An 18,253-nucleotide genomic window follows, 5' to 3' on the forward strand; every position below is an offset into this window, starting at 1 on the left:
CAGCCCAGAAACGCTGCGGCACGTCCGCGGTTCGACCAGGATCGCGCGAGCAGCAAGGTCGCGAAGCCGTGCCGGTAATTGTGCGGCGTCATCCGCAGTTCGATGGCGTGGCTGCATGATGTCAGCCACCGATAAAACAGCCTGCCGTCCAAGGGTGCTGCGGATTTCTCGGAGACAAAAAGATAAGGGGACATCGCGCATTTCTTCTGCTTACAAAAATCGGCGTTGCCATAATCGAATAGCGGTCGGATCGATTTCAGGTACCAGTCCAGCACAGCGAAACCCTCGTACTTGTCATCGCGGATCGGAATGGATGGCAATTGGACGTACTCGCCCTTCATGTCCTTGCGGGCGACGAGCAATTCGTACCAGCGTTTTTGTCCATTGTTGCGCAGGCGCAGGTTGGGGCTCACACCATGACTCTGCACGGCAAGCACGCTGCCTTTGCGAAGGCCCGCGCCCCGGATTTCCACCGCGGCGATAGCGGCACAGGTCCCGAATCTACGGGCTTTTCTTTTTTGACGTTGCGTCAACTGTTTGTCGGTAGAAAGGATGTTCTGTGCACGCTCTTGATAGAGGACGTGCTGACGCAGGAACGTTTGGACGTTTTTGGGGTTTGCAATCAGGTTCTGACAGAACTCCTGCACCTTGGGCGCCATGGTCTTGCCTGCGGTGCGGCCTTCCTCCAGTTGCGCGTTGTTATCGAGGTTGCCTTGCCATTCTTCGATATCCAATCCGTTGGCCTTGCCGATTTGCACAATGATGCGTGTGTAATCTCGCGCAGTACGGAGGGAGAAGGGCGGCTTGGTTTCTGTCTTGCCGGTCCACAGCTGTAGCACTGGAAGTCGTGTCTCACAGGTGAACAGACGGTCGAGGCAGTTCAACGTGTCCAACTGCACACAGCCCAGATCCTCAGCTGACCGGGCAAGGGCAATCAACGCGCTCTGGTAAGTTTCGGCGGCTTCGTCCCCGAAGTTTTCCTTGCTTGACTGGGACACGTCGTCATAGGTGCTTTCGTCATAGCGGGCATTGTTCACCAATTCAGCGATCATCGCCCGCACGGTTTGCGGGACCAACGTACGGTCTGCCGGAATCAGGTATGAAGGATCGTATCCAGTGGGCAGATGGTCGGCGACCTCGTCGATGACCTTTACCCGCGCCAGAGCACGCAGGGCCTTCGCGGCCTTTTCCCGCTCCATCGGCGGCAGGCCTTTGAGAAAAGCGGGTACAACCTCTGGCGTGAGGTCGGCGGGGTCATGGCCAGCCGCCCGCGCCGTGTCGGAAAACGCCATGATGGCGCCGACGCTTGCGGGGTGCACCGGCCCGGGACCTTTTTTCAGGTCATTGAGCAGGGCGAGAAGCGGCGTCCAGCCGTCGGTACGCGCGCGCAGCGCGGCCTTTGCGTCGATCTCGCCAGTGGTATGGCGGATCCTGCGGCGAACGACCTCACGCCATTTTTGATATGTGTCATGGGTGCTCCAGAACGCGCGCTCATGGCCGGGCAGTGGGGCCGCGCCAAGCTTTTTGACGGGCGGGAAATTTGCATCGAACCAGGCAAGCAGATCGCCGCCGAAGGTCGAGAGCGGCGCGTCGAAGAACTCCGCGACCCTGGCGACACGATTGCGTTCGGTCGGGTCCTGGGTCTCGTCGAAGACCGTCTGCATCGTGTCGATGCGTTTTGCCTTGCCCTGGATCGCAGCGGCAACGGCGTTGGAAAAAGAGATCATGGAGTGTCCTTTCATATTCATGTGTTGAGAAGGAAGTTGGCTGGTTTGTGTGCGCCCGAAGCGATTTTGTGCGTCGGAGGCGGAAAAAATGGTGACTTAACGGTGCCTTATGTGTCCGAGAGTTTCGCCTCGGCGCAGACCGTGTGCGCGCGATCGCCTCTGTGTGCATCAGGGCCGGACTGCGTGCGGTCGGGCGCCGCCTGAGCATGGCCCGTGGACCGCTGGATGGCGCGTTTGAACAGCGGCGCGCCGGCCACAGCCGGACCTGCCGTCGCGGGTCTCGCGGCGGTCAGCGGGGCAGGGGCCTCGGGCGTTTGGGTTGCCGGGGCAGGGCGGCTGTTGAGCTGTTCGGACAGGCGCGCTTTCACATCGGCGATGACAAAGTGAATGCTGCCCCGAACGATGACATGCGCGGGGAGGTTGGACTTGTCGGCGAGCACGGCTGAAATCTTCGCCTCCGACACTCCGAGGTGCCGAGCGAGGCGCGAGGCAGGCACGGCATGGTCAGATGCAATCTCGATCGGATGCCAGTCGTTTCTCGGGCTCGAGAGCATCTGGTGCACCTGCGCGCGCAGCAGCATGTGTCGTTTCGGTCCGAAGACGAACATAGGCGGGTAGGGGTTGGATGTCCGGCGCAGCTCGGCATGCAGCACGTCCACACTGGTCCCGATCATGTTCGCGACGCGACTTGTCCGGATCAGACCGGCACCCAGCGTGTCCTCGTCCTCTTGATCATCCGGGGTCATGCCGAGCAGACCCGCATAGATCCGGATCATTGGATAGCGTTTGCCGAGCGGCATCACGCCGAGGCGCGTCAGGACGGGACCAATTGTGTTGCGCGAGAAGGTCGACCAGCGTGCCAACTCATCTTTGGTAGCCGGGTGGAATTTCTTGAAGGGTGTGAAGTCTGACATTTCGCATCTCCTGTTGAAGCGGAGATGGGTGCAGGCCTGTCAGCTCGGAAAACTTTTCTTGTGGGCGCATCGCAAACCCGGCAATGCAGCCTGCGCCGTCAAGTCTCGGCCCAGGGCAACCTGATAGTCAGGTCGCCGTTTGCGGCGATGAAACAGACATGGGCTCCCGGAAAGCAAAGCCAAGCGGAGCCGCCTGGTTCAACATCCCGGCCGGCCGCCAAGGCCAGACAGAATCCAACACTCCCCGTCGCATCGCGACATTTTCAAAAGGTTCTCTTCTTTCTCTTTTTTCAGATAGGCGTTCATCTATTAATATCAGATAGTTAAACGTTCTCGGTCGCTTTTGTTCGGGTGCAGGTCGCTCTGGTTCGGACCTCGGTCGCTTTCGTTCGGAGCCGGGTCGCCTTGCTTCGGATACCGGTCGCTTTGCCCCGGAGGAGTCGCGCCGCATGGACCGCCGAGACTTTTTTCCAGGCGTCTTTCCTGTGAAAGGGGGGATGGTGTTCAGGCGCGTGCAATTGCGATTGTTCAAATGCGGTTTTGTTTTCCTCGGACCGGTCATCATCTGTTTGCTTCTGGCCGCGAAAACGTGCGGATCAACCGTCCGACCACCCAGCCGACCATCCGGCCAGCCGAAGGGCTATGATCATGGCGTCTAACGCAAACATGGCGATAACCGAAGACGAAATCCGCGCCGCTGCGCAGACTTTGAAGACACAAAATTCAACAGGGGACTGGCCGTCTGCGCGTGCCGTGCGCAGTCATCTGGGCGCTGGCGATCGGACGCGCATCAGCCGTGTCCTGAGTGAGTTGCAAGAGCAGGAGTCCGCCATGCGATCGGCGCGATCACGGGATTTTGCGTTGCCAGAAAGTGTGATGGACGCAGTGTTTGGGGCGGTGTCGCGCGCGGTCGATGACTTGACTGCCGCTTCGCGGGCCGAAACACGCGATCTACGGGATGAACTTGCGCGGCTCTCAGCCCAGCAGCGCAAACTGGAGGCTGATGCGTCGTCTGACATGGAGGAGGTCGAGTCAGAACTCGCAGCAGCGGAGGTGCGCGTTTTGGACGCCGAGCGCAAGGCCGGGCAGGCGCTGGCGGAACGTGACGCGGCCCTGGAAAGGGCCCGGACGGCCGAGATCCGCCTCGAAGCTTACCTGGAATGCATGCATGTTCTTAGGCGAGAACCGCGCCGAACCTCTGACAATGGCGGTGACTGGATTGCCGATGAGGACAGCGCGGACACCGGTTCTGGGCCGGCCACCGTCGCGTGACGCGACGACGGGGTGCGCCACGCCAACGATACTGGCGGAAACGTCAATGAGCCGCACGGCGCGGTCACGCATGCGGCTCACTCCTTTCGGTCTGTCTGTCAGTCGTTAACCGGTCGCGAGTTGGTCCCGACGGCGGCTCAGCGCGGCTTCGGTTTCCAGCGCATGGTTCACCCACGCCGCGTTTGCGATGTAGCGGTCGAGACTGCGCTCGATGTCGGAATATTCTCGGCTAAGCTCGGTCCCGCCCAGCCAGATCAGATCGCCTTCGTCGCTGCGGGCGGGCAGGGGTGCCCCGCCAACGCTGTCGATGTCCCGTAACAGGCGGTCCTGGATCTCGTTTGCATGCTGGAGCGTCGCCGGCGCAAACAGACCGTGCTCGCGGGTTTCGCGGAACAGCCGGTCGAAGCTATTGCGGGTCGAGAAGGTCAGGCGGTCGCGCGCATGGCGCAGCAGCTCCTGCAAGTGCCCAAGCTCGAGGCTGGCTTGCAGGGCGATGTCGTCGAGGTCGTGTCGCAAGGTCATTTCGCTCTCCTGTCGTTGCGAAGGGTAGGGGGCACGCTGCGTCCGAACCGCAGCGTGCCGTTTGCGCTCAGCCAACGGTGGCTTTTGCCCGAGCGTCGCGCAGGCCGTCGAGCAAAGCGCAGATGTCCGCGACCGCGGGGGAGGCCGGATCGATCATCGCGAAGTGCATGGCTTCTACACGCGTGTCATCATGGACGTGGCGCAGACCCAGCAGGTCCTCGAGCGCATCGAGTTCACGGTTCAGGCGGCGCGACAGTTCGGGTGCGGAGAGTGCATCGTCGATGAGACGTCGGAACCGCTTCTGTGCGGCTTGGCCGCCGAGCAGGGCGGTTGCACACTCGAACGCAGCGTAGTTCGACAGGAGGTATTCGACGGTGGGTATGGAAGAGAACATGTCTCTGGGCATGGCGGCAGGCTCCTTGTTTGCCGGGTTGTGGTGCCGGGATGTCTCTGTCCGGCTTCAAATGCCTGGCGCGGTGCCCGTCCGCGTCTTGCAACAAGGATGTTGGCCAGTTGGTTCTGGGCCGAAGCGATTTGTGAAAAAACTTTTGGGTCACGATTGGCGCGACCGCGCCGTCATCAACGTGGTCGCCCCGTAACAAGACAACCAAGTCCTATTTTCGATCCGGAATGCACCCGACCACTGATCCTGGCGCTTGCGTACTTCTATCGGGTGAGGTCCTGGCTCAGCCGCCAATCGCGGATCCGGTCGATATGCAAGGCTGCGTTCTGGCGTCCGATGAGTGTTTGCAGCTCTCGCACGCGACCGAGGGATGCGTCCGAGAAAAGCTCAGCGCAAGTCGGGTTGTCGCCGCGGGCGTAGAGACCCAGGTGGCGCAGAGCCCGCCAGACGAAGTGCGCGGCTTCCAGGATTTGCTTGTCGACGCCGCACAGGGCGGCGTCGATGCCCCTCGGCAACGGAAATTCCGCTTGTTTGAGCCGCTCGCCGATGACCGGCATAGGCCCGAGTCGGCCAGGCGGCAGCAGACCTGATGCAGCGATCTCTGGTATGTCGTTCAGAGCGTCGAACAACGCGACAGCGCGAGACCAGGCGCGGCGTAGGTCTGGACGCAGGCCGCGCTCATGGACCCACGCCCACTCGCGATCAAGGTGCCACGGCTCAAGTCCGTCAGCTACGGCAACCCGGGCAAGTCGGTCTACGGGATTCTGTTCGCGCGCGACGCCGGTCTGAACAACGAGTGCCTCGAGCGTGGTCCAGCCTGCTGTCTTGTTTTGACCCACACGGGTCGCGAGACGGGCAATCGCGGTGCGATAGATCTCCATCTGCGCGGGATATCGCGCCATCGCTTCGTTCAAAAGATGCTGCCAGGGGATACACGTCAATTCCGCATCGAAGACTGCCCGGTTCGGCGCAAGCGTGTAGAGTTTGCGGACCGCCACGAGCAGCGCTTTGACACTGTGGGTCGTGTAGCCGCCGGATTTTGCAAATTCTCGCAGCGCGGCCTCGAGTGCGTCCGGAAGATCAAGATTTTCGCCTTTCCGGGCGTCGGGCAAGGCACCAATGGCCGGGCTTGGTAGAATGTCCGGCATGTGATCGCGCAGGATATCGAGAGCTTCGAGACCAAGGCGGCCGCGTGTGCTTTGACCGCGTTGTCGTGCGGCAGCATGTAGGGCAGGAGCATTCGCTTGGGTGATCTCGCCCGGCGCCAGCGCGGGTTCCTGCGAAAGCGCGATGGTTTTAATGAGTGCAAGCCCCTTGCGATCGACATGTCGCAAGGAAAGGTCGCGTTCGCGTTTCAGTAGCAGGGACCAAGGGCAGGGGGCATGTAGATGCTGCTGGAAGGCCGCGATCATCGCATGGTCGGACGCGCGCTGCTCTTCGTTCAGATCCGGATTTGCCGCATCGAACAGGGCGCGGATATCATCCGGCAGCGCTTCACCGCGCAAGCCTGCTTTGTCCCACGTGTTCGCCAGGCGGTTGCGCAGCTGCCTGATCCGTTGCTGGCCGACACGATGCGCGGCAGCAAATTCCGCGAGAGCCGTTGACAGTGCTTTAGGCAGGGATGGAAGTTTGCGCGGTGCAGGTTTGGGTCGCTTTAGAGATTTTGGGGCGCGTGGTTTGCATGTGATGTCGGGGGCTTCGAAGCCAACGGGTATGCCGGAAGGATTTGCGGCCCGGATCAACGCGACCACGGTGTGCAGATACTTGCTGGCAATGCCCTGGGAGTACTGTTTGGCGAGGTGAGTGTGAAAGGCCCGCGCTTGCGCTTCGGTGATCGCGAGTTGATTGGCAGGCATCCCGAGGTCGACGAGTCCGAAGTCGACGGCCAACTCGTAAGCTCGTCGCGCGCAACGGGCATGGCTCGCGCTCAAGGTGTTGGCGGAGGTGGCCAGATCTTCAGGCAAGTCCAAGTGAAGCATGGAGCCATTGCGATACGTTGGGAACGCACCGATCGGCGTCCAATCAAGGAAGCCCGCGGCGATGACGCGTTCGTCCCGTCTGATCTGGTCGAAAAGGGCGAAGACACGGCGAAACTGAGAGCGCTCAAGGCCTTGCAGGTGGCGATCGACCGCAAGCGCATCCGCGCGTGTAATGTCCCGCGGCAGCTTTTCCGGGAAATGGGCTTCAAGAATTCGGCGATTGATCCCCGGCGCGTTCAGGGATTTGGCCACAGCGTTCAGCAATGGGTAGGGATCGGACCATAAACCCGCGAGCCTGCACTGCCGGAACAGGGCTTTGCGACAGCGCTTGTATAACTCGAGGTCCCCGAAAACGGACAGATGGTGGGCGTCAGGCTGTTCGGGAAATTCCGCGGCGAAATTGGCCTCGCAACGGATGATCTCGGGGTAGTGCATACGCATCGCACCGACAGCTTTGGCCGCCAAGTCGAGGATGGCGAGGGTCGGTCTGGGCGCGGTACACATGACCGTGCCGTTGGCAATTCCGCTTCTGAGGTCTGCGAGCGTTCTGGGAATCAACTGCTTTGACATGGGAAATCGGTTCGCTGGATTGGTTAGTGGTGCATTGCGGCGCGCGTCACCGGCGGTTGCACGCTGCGCAGCCGGGAGCTGACGAGGACATTGGCCGCTTCATGCGAAAGCGAAATTTTCTGGGGCCGCTGAGGTCGAACCTGAAAGGGTAGGGTGCCAACTTGCTTGCATGCAGAACATGCCGCGATACTCTCTGGTTGAAAGCTATTGTTGTCGCGAGGTAATTTTGATGTCGGATTTGATTATTGCTGAGGGCGCGGCCGACCACGCGCCCACTTCTCCTGAACCGATCATCAATGTTGAGCTCGCGGGAAAGGTGACCTTCGCATCCCATCAGAATGATGTGCCGGTGCTGCTGGAATTGACGGTAGAAAACCCCTCTGAAAACGATCTTGAAGATCTCAGGCTGTCCATTTCAGCTGACCCGGCGGTCTTTGGCGCGCGAGAATGGACCATCGATCGTCTCGATGCCGGGGCGAAGCTGCGGATCACCGATCGTCGCCTACCGCTTGCAGGTGGCATGCTCGACAAGCTCACGGATCGTCTGCGCGCGGATGTCCGTCTGACGGTGCATCAAGGCGATGATGTCCTTGCCGAGACAACAGAGACCGTCGAGGCTTTGGCCCGCAACGAATGGGGTGGCTCGCGCTACATGCCGGAGCTGTTGGCGGCGTTTGTAACCCCCAATGACGGCTTTGTTCAGAAAGTCCTGAAAGATGCGTCGCGGATCCTCGTCGAAGGGGGCCGGGACGGATCGATTAATGGCTACCAGACGAAATCCACCCAAAGATCATGGGAGCTGATGTCGGCGATCTGGGCTGCGGTCAGCGCTCAGGGCCTGACCTACGCCGTGCCACCGGCCAGTTTCGAGACGACGGGCCAGAAGATTCGTCTGCCATCCGATATCCGTCATACAGGACTGTCGACCTGTCTCGACACCGCGCTGCTGTTTGCTGCGGCTTTTGAGCAGGCCGGCCTGCATCCGGTTGTGGTGTTCACCGAGGGACACGCTTTTGCCGGAGCCTGGTTGCAGCCTGCATGGTTCCCGACATTGACGGTCGATGATCCGCTGGTCGTGCGCAAAGCCAAAGATCTGCGCGAGCTGGTGCTTTTCGAGACGACGATGGCGACAGCGGGGCACCCGCTGCCCTTCACAAAGGCGATCAACGAGGCCAACCGCCAGATCGCCGAGGAACATGACCCGAAGTTCATTTATGCACTCGACGTCCACCAAGCGCGCAAACGTGGCATCCAGCCATTGTCGTCATTGGCCGAGGCGAGTGGAGATGGCGACGCAACCGAACCAACCTGCGCGCCGCCGCTCGATATCCCGCCGGATGACTTGCCGCCATTTGAGCAGCAGGACGATACGGATCTCTCCGAAAAAACCCCGGAGGAAAGGCTGGCGACTTGGAAGCGCAGCCTTCTGGACCTGTCGCGCCGCAACCGGCTGCTGAACGTCAAGCCCTCATCGACGGCACTGCCAATCTTCTGTCCTGACCCCGGGCGGCTTGAAGACCTGCTTGCCAGCGGAGCAAAGCTGCGTCTGACCCCGCCGCCGGAGAAAGGTGCCAAGGGAAGCGAAAGCGACCGCGCGCAGTTCACTCTGCGGACCGGAGATGACTGGGCGCGCAACCATGCGCTTGAGGCCTTGGAGCGCAAGGAGGTCATCGCGAATACCGATCCAAAGACCTTGGAGAAGGCCGGGATCAATCTGTACCGCAAGGCGCGCGCGGATATAGAAGAGGGTGGTAGCAACACGTTGTTCCTTGCGCTGGGAATGTTGCGCTGGACGCCGACTGGAACCAGCAGCGACAGCCGGGCGCCGATGATCCTTGTGCCGGTGCGGCTGGAACGCGCGAGCGCGCGGTCAAAACCGGTTCTCGTCCGACATGACGACGACACGGTCTTCAACCTGACCCTGCTGCAAATGTTGAAACAGGATTTTGGCATCGACATCGCCGAGCTTGTTGGCGATCTGCCACGCGATGACAGTGGCGTCGACGTGGCGCGCATCTGGGATATCGTACGGCACCGTGTGCGCGACGTGCCCGGGTTCGAGGTGACCGAAGACGTGATCCTCGGTACATTCTCCTTTGCCAAGTATCTGATGTGGAAAGACCTCGCGGACAGAACTGAGCGGCTGAAAGAAGCCCCGCTTGTCCGCCACCTGATCGACACGCCACGCGAGCCGTTCGCCACGCCATCGTCCTTTATCGAGCCACGCGAGATTGATCGCCGCATCTCACCATCGGACGTGTTCGCGCCGCTGAACGCGGACAGTAGCCAGTTGGTCGCGGTACACGCATCCGGTCATGAGGGTGATTTCGTTCTCGAAGGCCCGCCGGGCACCGGCAAGTCCGAAACCATCGGCAACATCATCGCGCACAACCTTGCACTGGGTAAGCGTGTCTTGTTCGTGTCCGAGAAGATGGCTGCGCTGGATGTTGTGTATCGGCGGCTGAAAGAGGTCGGCCTCGGCGATTTCTGTCTCGAATTGCATTCCAACAAGGCCAGCAAAAAGGCGGTTCTGGATCAGCTCGATTCCGCATGGTCCAGCCACGACACTCTGGATCAGGCCGAGTGGACCCGCGAGGCAAATCGACTGGCGGAGTTACGGGATCGGCTGAACGGGTTGGTGGACGCGCTTCATGCACCTGGTCCGGCGGGGATCAGCGCGCGAGATGCCATGGGCCGGACGTTGCGCCATGGCGATCTGCATCGCGTGGAGCTTGATTGGCCCAAGCGACAGGGGCCTGTTGGACACGCGCCGACCCCTGAAACCTTCGACGAGCTTTGCACCGCGGCGCGTAGGCTGGGTCAACGGTTCAGTGAAACCGAAAGCGACGATTTTGAAACCTTTGCCGGGATCAGCACCGAGGAATGGAATTTCGCGTGGCAGGGGCAGGTTGTGGACGCAGCGCGGCGGCTTGGGCAGGCGGCGCAATCCCTGTTGTCGGCGCGCAGCGCGCTGGCGCAACGTCTCGATCTTCCAACTGTCGCAGATCAGCGCACGGAGGCAGAAGCTCTGGCGGACCTCACGAAGTGCTTCCCGCACTGCCTCGCGACGGACCTCAGTTTTGCGATGACCTCCGATGGGCGGTCTGCCCTGGAGAGCCTGTCATCGCTTTTGCCCTTGCTGGAAAAGTGGCAGGCGGTTCGCACGGATTTGTCACAGGGATACCGTGACGACGCCATCGCAGCAGCTCCGATCAGGGCTTGGCTTTCTGAGCGCACTGAGGCGCAGGGGCGCAGTTTCCTGACCCGCGGCGGTGCCTTGAAAAAGCTGCGCGCGACCATCATCGGCCAGATCGGCACCGGCTCCGATACCCCCGAAAACGACCTCGAAAAGCTGGCGGACATGGCGGACCTGCAACAGCAGATGAGCAAGATTGCGGATACCTTGCCGGAAGGAACGCCGTGGAAGGGGCTGGCGACTTCGGCGCAGTCCCTGCGCGCAGCCGTGACGGGCGGAGAAGCTCTGCGCGCGGCTATGCTGCGCCTGGGTGATGCAGGGCATGACATCGTTGGCTTGCGCGCGACGTTGCGTTTGCGGTTGTGCGACGGGCGAGATCTTCTGGAACAAGGTGGCGCGACCGACAGGGCAGGGGCTGAACTACGGGATGCGTTGGAGGCCTTTGCCGCCGTCGAAGCTGAGTGGCAGGGGCTGACAGTCCCGGCAGGTCAATTGCCAGAGCGGCAATCTTTGGATCGGCTCATCGAGACTTCTGGCGCGGTGGCCGACCGTGAGCGACGGTTGAATGCATGGTGCGGTTGGGTCTCGGCCCGCCGCGAGGCCGAAGAGAAAGGACTCGGCGCCCTCGCTGCCGCGCTTGAAAACGGTTCTCTGGATCACGAGCAAACGGTCGAGGCGTTTCGCACGGCCTATTGTCGTTGGGCTGCGCCGGAACTGATAGACGCCAACCCGCTCCTGCGGCGTTTCTCGGCCACGACCCACAGCGCGGACATCGCGGATTTCCGCAAACTCGATGCAGCCTTTGCTGGTTTGACAGCGGCCTATGTGCGCGCGCGGCTTTCCGGTGAAATCCCAGACCGCCAGACAACCGCCGATCCGGGGCTTGGCGTATTGGCGCGACAACTTCAGCGTGGGGCGCGTGCGGCCCCGGTCAGGCAATTGGTCAAGGATATGGGGACGTCGCTGACACGCCTCACGCCTTGCTTGATGATGAGCCCCCTGTCCGTGGCCCAGTTCTTGCCCGCAGACTCCGAGCTGTTCGACCTTGTCGTGTTCGACGAAGCCAGTCAGATCACCGTTCCCGACGCCATCGGCGCAATTGCCCGTGGTCGGCGCAGTATCATCGTCGGTGACCCCAAGCAGATGCCGCCGACCAACTTCTTCTCGCGGGATGCGGGGGATGATGATGGCGACGGCATGATCATGGCTGATCTCGAGAGTATCCTCGATGAGGCTTTGGCGGCTCGCGTGCCCCTGCACAGGCTGACGGGCCATTACCGCAGTCGACATGAAAGCCTGATCGCATTCTCGAACCATGCCTACTACGAGGGTCAACTGGTCACGTATCCGTCGGCAGATACACGCGAAACTGCAGTGCGGCTGGAGCGGATAGCCGGCGTCTATGCGCGCGGCAAAGGGCGAAACAACCCGCAAGAGGCGCAGGCCGTCGTTGCAGAAGTTGTTGCACACCTAAAAGACCCGGCGCGCCGGCATCTCTCCATCGGTGTTGTGACGCTGAACACGGAGCAGCAACGCCTCGTCGAGAATTTGCTGGACGAAGCCCGCCGCGCCGATCCCGCTCTCGAAAAGTTCTTCGGCCCGAATGTACAGGAACCGGTTTTCGTAAAGAACCTGGAAACGGTGCAGGGTGACCAGCGTGACGTCATCCTGATCTCCATTTGCTATGGGCCGACCGAACCTGGGGCGCAGACCATCTCGATGAACTTCGGTCCCCTGAACCAAAAGGGGGGTGAGCGGCGACTGAATGTGGCCATCACCCGTGCGACCAGCGAAGTGGTGATCTTCTGCAGCTTCGATCCGGCAATGATCGACCTGACGCGCACCAATTCGGACGCGGTGCGCGATCTGAAGCACTACCTCGAGTTTGCGGCTCAGGGGCCCATAGCACTTGGCCGTGCCGTTCAATCCCACGGTTTCAGTGACTACGATTCCGATTTCGAGATGGCCGTTGCCGAGCGCCTGCGCGCAAAGGGCTGGACAATTCGCACGCAGATTGGTGTCTCGAAGTTCCGCATCGACTTGGGCGTCGTGCATCCTGACAAACCCGGTGAATTCCTTGCGGGGATCGAATGCGATGGGGCCGCCTATCATTCGTCGGCTTCGGCTCGTGACCGTGACCGGGTGCGCCATATCATTCTCGAACGTCTGGGGTGGCGGCTTTTGCGGGTCTGGTCGACAGACTGGTTCATCGATCCGGGTTCACGTTTGGACCAGCTTCACCAGGACCTCGAGGCTCTGCTTGAAACGGTTCGAGAGGAAGACCGGCTTGCCGCGGAAGCCGCCGAAGCAAAGGAAGAGTCTGACATTGAGGACGCAGAACCCGCGCCGGAGAACGCCCCATCACCTGACCCCGATGACGCCGCTGAGGACGGCTTGCAGGCCGAGACGGAACAACCGACGGCTGAGCCGCCGTCTTCTGAACCGGCGCTGTCGCTCACCGAAAGGGAAACGCCTCTCGCAGCGCGCATGCTGGATACGGGTGAGACAGATGCGCCGGAGCTCGATCTGGGAATTGTTGCTCAGCCTGAAATCGACCTGAATCCAGAGTCGTTCCATGCGCCGAGTTACAAACCTATTCTGCAAAAGTTGGCGCGGTCTTACGTAGAGCAGGAAGCACCGATCACCTTCAAACGCTTGAGCGATCTGATCGCCCGGGATCATGGCTTCCAACGCACCGGAGGCAAGATTTCTTCGACGATCTGGCATGCGGTCGAGCGCGTCGCACCCCGGACCCGGTCGGCAGATGAGCACTGGATATTCTGGCCAGATGATGCTGACCCTGCCGAAGTGCTGCCCTTCCGAGGACTCGAAATCAATGGCCGCCCACGTAAGTGGAAAGAGGTTCCGCTTCCTGAAAAGCTGGGCCTTATCCGAAAGACACTGGACAAGGATCCTGCGGACCTTGCCGAGGAAGTCGCTGGCCTGCTCGGGTATGGGCGGGTCACAAAGTCATTCCGCGCTGACATTGCAAAACTGGCAGAGCAGCTGGGGCAGGGCGGCCCTGATCTGGAAGATGACCGCGAGGGGCAGGAATAGGGCGGAAGGGGCTTTTAGGACGACTGCGCAAGGTCAACGTCGCCGTCGTCGATCCAAGCCTATTGGATGGGTGAAAGGTAAGGAAATGACGAGGATCGATTTCATGACACGCACAGCTCCTTGGGTTCTCGCGGCTTCTGTTCTTGTCGCGTTTCCGGCGGCGGGCCAGGAAGCAGATTTTTCTGCTGACATTGCAGACGTCACGCAGCGCATCGAGGATGCAGAGAAGACGGTGTCGCAGTTCGAGGGTGGCGTCATCAAAGCGCTCGCGCAGTACCGTCTGGAAGTGTTGAAGATGAACCGCGTCTTGCTCGAAAACAGGCAGCTGAGTGCTGATGCCGGGATCAGCCCCGACTTGGTCATTCCGACTGTCGAACCCGACCTGGCGAGGGCTGCCGAAATCCTGACGGACATACAGACACAAACCGAGGTTGTGGCGGCTGCTGAGGCGGAAGCCAAGAACAGCGGCGGCCTTGTACAGGCCATGGCGCTGACCCGCGTTGAAACTGAAAAGCTGACGCTCGCGCAGCTCAAATTGGCTTGGTATCAGGCGCAATATGGCATTTCTACACCGCAGTTGGCCGCCGCGGCGCCGCCACCGGTTTCGGACGAAATTGTGGAAGATGATCTTCCGCCTGCTGAATCGAATGCTCCGGCTTGGGCAGATCCTGATTACCCGGATATCGACTACACTTCTGGGGTATTTAGTGGCCTCGCAAAGGAGGGGTTCGTCATGGCTGGTTGGTACGGAATTCTTGAAACCCGTGCCGAAATAGATGACTCCCCCAAGGTCCTTGCCATCAATTTTTCCGATTACGACCCCGAAGCATTTCAGGACAAGCGGCGCCTGCTTCTTCAGTGCAATGAGGGGACGCCGTCTATCGTCTATGATGTCGACAGCTTCATGTCCTACAACTATCGAAGCGACGTGGTCCGCGTGACCTATCGGATTGATGGTGCCGACGCTGTGAATGCGTCCTGGAGCAAGCTGACATCCAACCAAGGCACGGGCATCTTCGGCGCAACCAGCGTCGACCTGATGCTGAAACTCATGAAGAGTGAGAAGCTGTTCCTCCGGACGTTTGACAACAACGGCAAGACTTACGACGGGTCTTTCGACATGCGGGGATCGGCAAAAGCGGTCGAGGCGGTGGCCGCCGCATGTGGATTCTCCACGTTGGACTTGTCCAAGGACGATCTGAAAGCCATCCAATCGCTTCTGAACAATGCCGGGTTCGATGCCGGTGCTCCGGACGGCGCCTGGGGCAATGGCAGCAAACGAGCCATGCGTGCTTTCCAAGAATCTAAAGGCCTGAGGATCACCGGCGCGCCGGACGCTGCATCGCTGCGGGCGCTTGGCATAGAATTCTGAGGCGGATTATCGTTGCAGTGTCCCAGAGTCCTCTTCCGTCGCAGCGTGGTCGGTAAACAATTTCACTCAGATTGGACCGCCCAGCCATGAAAAATGGCGGCCGACTCGAACAGGTCGAACAGGCGAAGTGCTTCGGTGGTGTCATCCGCGAGCCGTCGGAGATAGTCGCGGCCTGCTGAGGTCGCTGTAGCACTCGATCTGATGTGAATTTTGGAATCGCCGCCCCGCGTGTAGGCTACGCTGAGCTGAACAAGGGAACTCGAACGCGGTAGCCGGATCTCCGAAATCACATCACACACAGCAACAAAGTTTTCCGGGCTGGTGGCCGGCATTGCAGGGAAGAAAAGGCCATATTTCAGAGAATTGCCGAATTGCTCGTGGGATACATCGGCCTCTGTGAGAAGATGCTGAAAGGTGACAAGCACTTTCAGCCGGAAATGGTTAGAAAGAGGCTGCAATCTTCGTGTCCTTCGGTTTGCGTGCGACAACGGGCGGTTGGTTTTGCCCGCGCCTGTGAAGGAGTTCGGGTTGTCTTTCACAGGCCGGAAAAATTTTGGGTAAGTGATGACAGTCAGACCGCCAGCATTGTTCACACTCAGCTCGGTGACCAAAGCATCAAGTGCGGCCACTGAGGTGACCGCAGGTCTTGCTTAATGTTAATTTTTTCGCCATCATATGAGGCGTTAAAAATTAACATGAGAGACAGAATGGCCTCTATCGCTACAGTGATCCTGAAAGAGCAGGACCATATCGAAACACGCCTTTGCCAACTGACCCTGGAGCGGCAACGCCTCATATCGGCGGGGGCATCCGGCATGTCTGGTCGTGGTATGGCCGGTGCCATGCATGGCAAGACCTCTGCCGGGCAGTACACCTTCCATGAATGCCTCGCTGGACTGCGTGCCGAGTACATCGGCGTAAACGGCTGGGAACTCTATTACGACGGAGGATTGGAAGGAATCGTCAACAATGACCTGAACGTCATTGTTCTCGTCAAGACAGCAGATCGATGCTGTTCGGACTCCCGTCGGCCCAAGACAGGCGATTTCGGCGCAAAATCTGAAAAAGTATGCGAGGGTGCAAGCCTGTTCGATCATGCCGGGGTGGATCTTCCTGCGGTCGTCACGCTGCCGTCGCCGAAAAGCTCCAATCTGAGGACCAACCGATTCTCGGTGTTCTACCTTCTGCTCGACCCTGAAGGCCGCATGGAATTGAGCATGCCCGTGATCGAGGACAGCAAAATCAGGGGATTCATCGAAAGGATCTACCTTGTTCAAGACAGCGATCTTGACCCGATCTCGGTATTGCCAGAAGACGCGCCGAATGATGATGATCTTATCATCGACGTAAAGCGCAAGAATGGGAAGTGATGCACAACGGAAAGAGGCTGGCCGCGGCGCGTAAGCGGCGCAAGATGACCGCCAAGGGTCTTGCCGGACTATGTGGGCTCAGCCCGGTTACCATCACGCGGCTGGAAACGGAGCAAAATGACGCGGATCCCGCCACGATCGAAAAGATCGCCGGGGTCCTCGACTATCCGATCGCCTACTTCACCTTGCCCGATCCGCCCGCCTTGTCTACGGAACAGGTCAGTTTCCGAAGCCTAACCAACATGTCGGCGAAAGTGCGTGATGCCGCCTTTGCCGCTGGTGGTGCGGGTGTAGAGATGTTCCGTTGGGCAGAGGAGGTGTTTAACCTGCCAGGGCTCGACCTGCCGAATTTGCGTGCGGACGCGGAGTATTCGCCGGAAAGCGCCGCCGAGGCGCTGCGTGCCCACTGGCAGCTTGGAGATCGCCCGATCCCGGCGGTCCTGAAGCTTTTCGAAGCCAAGGGTGTTCGCATCCTCGGACTATCTGAGGATACGAAGAACGTTGATGCGTTCTCCTTCTGGATGGATGACGTCCCGTACATGTTCCTGAACTCCTTCAAGTCAGCAGAGCGCAATCTCTTTGACGCCTGCCACGAGCTCGGGCATCTTGCCATGCATCGTCATGGAACAATGGGCGGTGGCAGGGAAGCCGAGAACGAGGCAAACGCCTTTGCCTCGGCCTTTCTCATGCCAAGGTCCGACGTCATAGCGCATGTCCCGCGGTTCATCGACGTGAAGGTCATCCTGCGGTTAAAGCGGCGCTGGAAAGTCTCCGCCATGGCGCTGGCCTATCGTCTGCGCCAACTTGGTTTGCTGACGGAATGGCAGCACCGCACGATCTGCATCCAGCTGGGCAAGCTGGGCTATCGAAGTGGCGAGCCCGAGGGCATCGAGAGGGAAACCTCGGTTGTCTGGTCGCAGATCCTGGCGGACCTCTGGTCCAAGCGCGATACCAAGGAAACCATTGCCAAAGCGATTGAATTACCACTTGATGAGGTTGATGGCCTTCTCAAAGGCCTGCTTGCGCCAAATAAACATACCGACGCCCAACTCGCCGCCGCGGAAACTAAGCCTGCGTTGAGGCTGGTTAAATAGAGACGCTAAATGACCGGAGGCTCACGAAACAATGACCGCGGCGCATCCTGCGGCTTATTGCTACCGTGATTCCGCAGGCCACAACATAACCGGATCCTTTCGATTTCGGTCCATTCCGAACATTCACTTTTGGTTGCAAGGAATGCCTGATTATGGACCCCAATCGTCTTTCTGGGGCTGCACTGTGAACGACTTGCCCTCAAATTAGTGCCTGCAGTTGCCGATCCGTATCATCTTTAGAATTCATCAAAGCGTCACCAACTCCGCAAGCTTTGCCGCCACATTTGTCATGGTATCTTCAGCAGTGCTTAAGCCGCTTCGTGAACCAAGCAAGGGACTCACTTCGCGTAGCTCTTCGTAAGTCGTCTCATGGACAATTGGGACAAGAAGATCGCGCGCCAGTAATGCCGAAAGTTCTTTATCGGCAATTCCTTCGGCCTGAAGGCGGCGCAAGAGTGCTGGGGTGACCAAAACGATGCCAACGCGCGATTTCACAAGCCCTTTGTCGATTTCACGAAGAAGGTTCGAACCAAGCAATACATCTTTCTCACTGAACCAAACCGAAACGCCAGCTGCTTCCAGGAAATCGTGTAGCTCTTTCGCCGCGCCTCCTCGGTCGTCCCATGCATGACAGAGAAAAACGTCACGAATGTCGGGGATAGATGCTCGCCTCTCGACGTTTTCTCGCACTGGAGTGAGTGTTCGTACTTCGACTGGAGTGTAAATCACCGTCGAGCCAGACTTTGACCAACGCGGTTTTGTGCTTCCGCCAGATTT

At 59.7% G+C, this 18,253-nt stretch carries 12 protein-coding genes; 5 read left to right on the plus strand and 7 right to left on the minus strand.

Annotated elements, in window-relative coordinates; genetic code table 11:
* The coding region (locus tag E4Z66_RS18940; RefSeq protein WP_136464660.1) for a hypothetical protein at positions 1-1,727 on the minus strand (1,727 nt) is incomplete at its 3' end.
* A 107-nt stretch (positions 1,728-1,834) separates the two neighbouring features.
* Complete coding sequence (locus E4Z66_RS18945) at positions 1,835-2,641, minus strand: hypothetical protein (RefSeq protein ID WP_136464661.1); 807 nt, start codon at positions 2,639-2,641, stop codon at positions 1,835-1,837.
* A 648-nt stretch (positions 2,642-3,289) separates the two neighbouring features.
* On the opposite strand from E4Z66_RS18945, the gene E4Z66_RS18950 reads away from it, so the two are divergent.
* Positions 3,290-3,913: a DNA-binding protein gene (locus E4Z66_RS18950; RefSeq protein WP_211097195.1), complete on the plus strand. Its 624-nt coding sequence runs from the start codon at positions 3,290-3,292 to the stop codon at positions 3,911-3,913.
* Between the two features lie 105 nt (positions 3,914-4,018).
* On the opposite strand, the gene E4Z66_RS18955 is transcribed toward E4Z66_RS18950, so the two are convergent.
* From E4Z66_RS18955 to E4Z66_RS18965, 3 genes are all read right to left on the minus strand, one after another.
* The gene (locus E4Z66_RS18955; protein ID WP_136464663.1) at positions 4,019-4,435 is read right to left on the minus strand and encodes a hypothetical protein; all 417 of its coding nucleotides are present in this window, start codon (positions 4,433-4,435) and stop codon (positions 4,019-4,021) included.
* Between the two features lie 67 nt (positions 4,436-4,502).
* Complete coding sequence (locus E4Z66_RS18960; RefSeq protein ID WP_136464664.1) at positions 4,503-4,841, minus strand: hypothetical protein; 339 nt, start codon at positions 4,839-4,841, stop codon at positions 4,503-4,505.
* A 260-nt stretch (positions 4,842-5,101) separates the two neighbouring features.
* Positions 5,102-7,387 carry a hypothetical protein gene (locus E4Z66_RS18965; RefSeq protein ID WP_136464665.1) on the minus strand — a complete coding sequence of 762 codons (2,286 nt, stop codon included), beginning with the start codon at positions 7,385-7,387 and terminating at the stop codon, positions 5,102-5,104.
* Between the two features lie 229 nt (positions 7,388-7,616).
* Here E4Z66_RS18965 and E4Z66_RS18970 point away from each other — a divergent pair, with 229 nt between their 5' ends.
* Positions 7,617-13,640 (plus strand): DUF3320 domain-containing protein, encoded by a 6,024-nt coding sequence (locus tag E4Z66_RS18970; protein WP_168797837.1) that lies wholly within the window; start codon positions 7,617-7,619, stop codon positions 13,638-13,640.
* A gap of 103 nt (positions 13,641-13,743) precedes the next feature.
* A complete protein-coding gene (locus E4Z66_RS18975; RefSeq protein ID WP_168797838.1) occupies positions 13,744-15,012 on the plus strand; it encodes a peptidoglycan-binding domain-containing protein in 1,269 nt (422 codons plus the stop codon).
* A gap of 62 nt (positions 15,013-15,074) precedes the next feature.
* On the opposite strand, the gene E4Z66_RS18980 is transcribed toward E4Z66_RS18975, so the two are convergent.
* The gene (locus tag E4Z66_RS18980; protein WP_136464668.1) at positions 15,075-15,641 is read right to left on the minus strand and encodes a hypothetical protein; all 567 of its coding nucleotides are present in this window, start codon (positions 15,639-15,641) and stop codon (positions 15,075-15,077) included.
* Between the two features lie 78 nt (positions 15,642-15,719).
* Here E4Z66_RS18980 and E4Z66_RS18985 point away from each other — a divergent pair, with 78 nt between their 5' ends.
* Both E4Z66_RS18985 and E4Z66_RS18990 read left to right on the plus strand, forming a co-directional pair.
* Entirely contained in the window at positions 15,720-16,382 is a 663-nt protein-coding gene (locus E4Z66_RS18985; protein ID WP_136464669.1) for a hypothetical protein, read from the plus strand.
* Positions 16,382-17,476, plus strand: coding sequence for a helix-turn-helix domain-containing protein (locus E4Z66_RS18990; protein WP_136464670.1), 1,095 nt, complete (start codon positions 16,382-16,384; stop codon positions 17,474-17,476). Before E4Z66_RS18985 ends, E4Z66_RS18990 begins: the two co-directional genes overlap by 1 nt.
* Before the next feature lie 246 nt (positions 17,477-17,722).
* On the opposite strand, the gene E4Z66_RS19905 is transcribed toward E4Z66_RS18990, so the two are convergent.
* Positions 17,723-18,166 (minus strand): toll/interleukin-1 receptor domain-containing protein, encoded by a 444-nt coding sequence (locus tag E4Z66_RS19905; protein ID WP_246036090.1) that lies wholly within the window; start codon positions 18,164-18,166, stop codon positions 17,723-17,725.
* Positions 18,167-18,253 lie beyond the last annotated feature (87 nt).

The sequence above is a fragment of the Aliishimia ponticola genome (assembly GCF_004803475.1).
Taxonomy (GTDB): domain Bacteria; phylum Pseudomonadota; class Alphaproteobacteria; order Rhodobacterales; family Rhodobacteraceae; genus Aliishimia; species Aliishimia ponticola.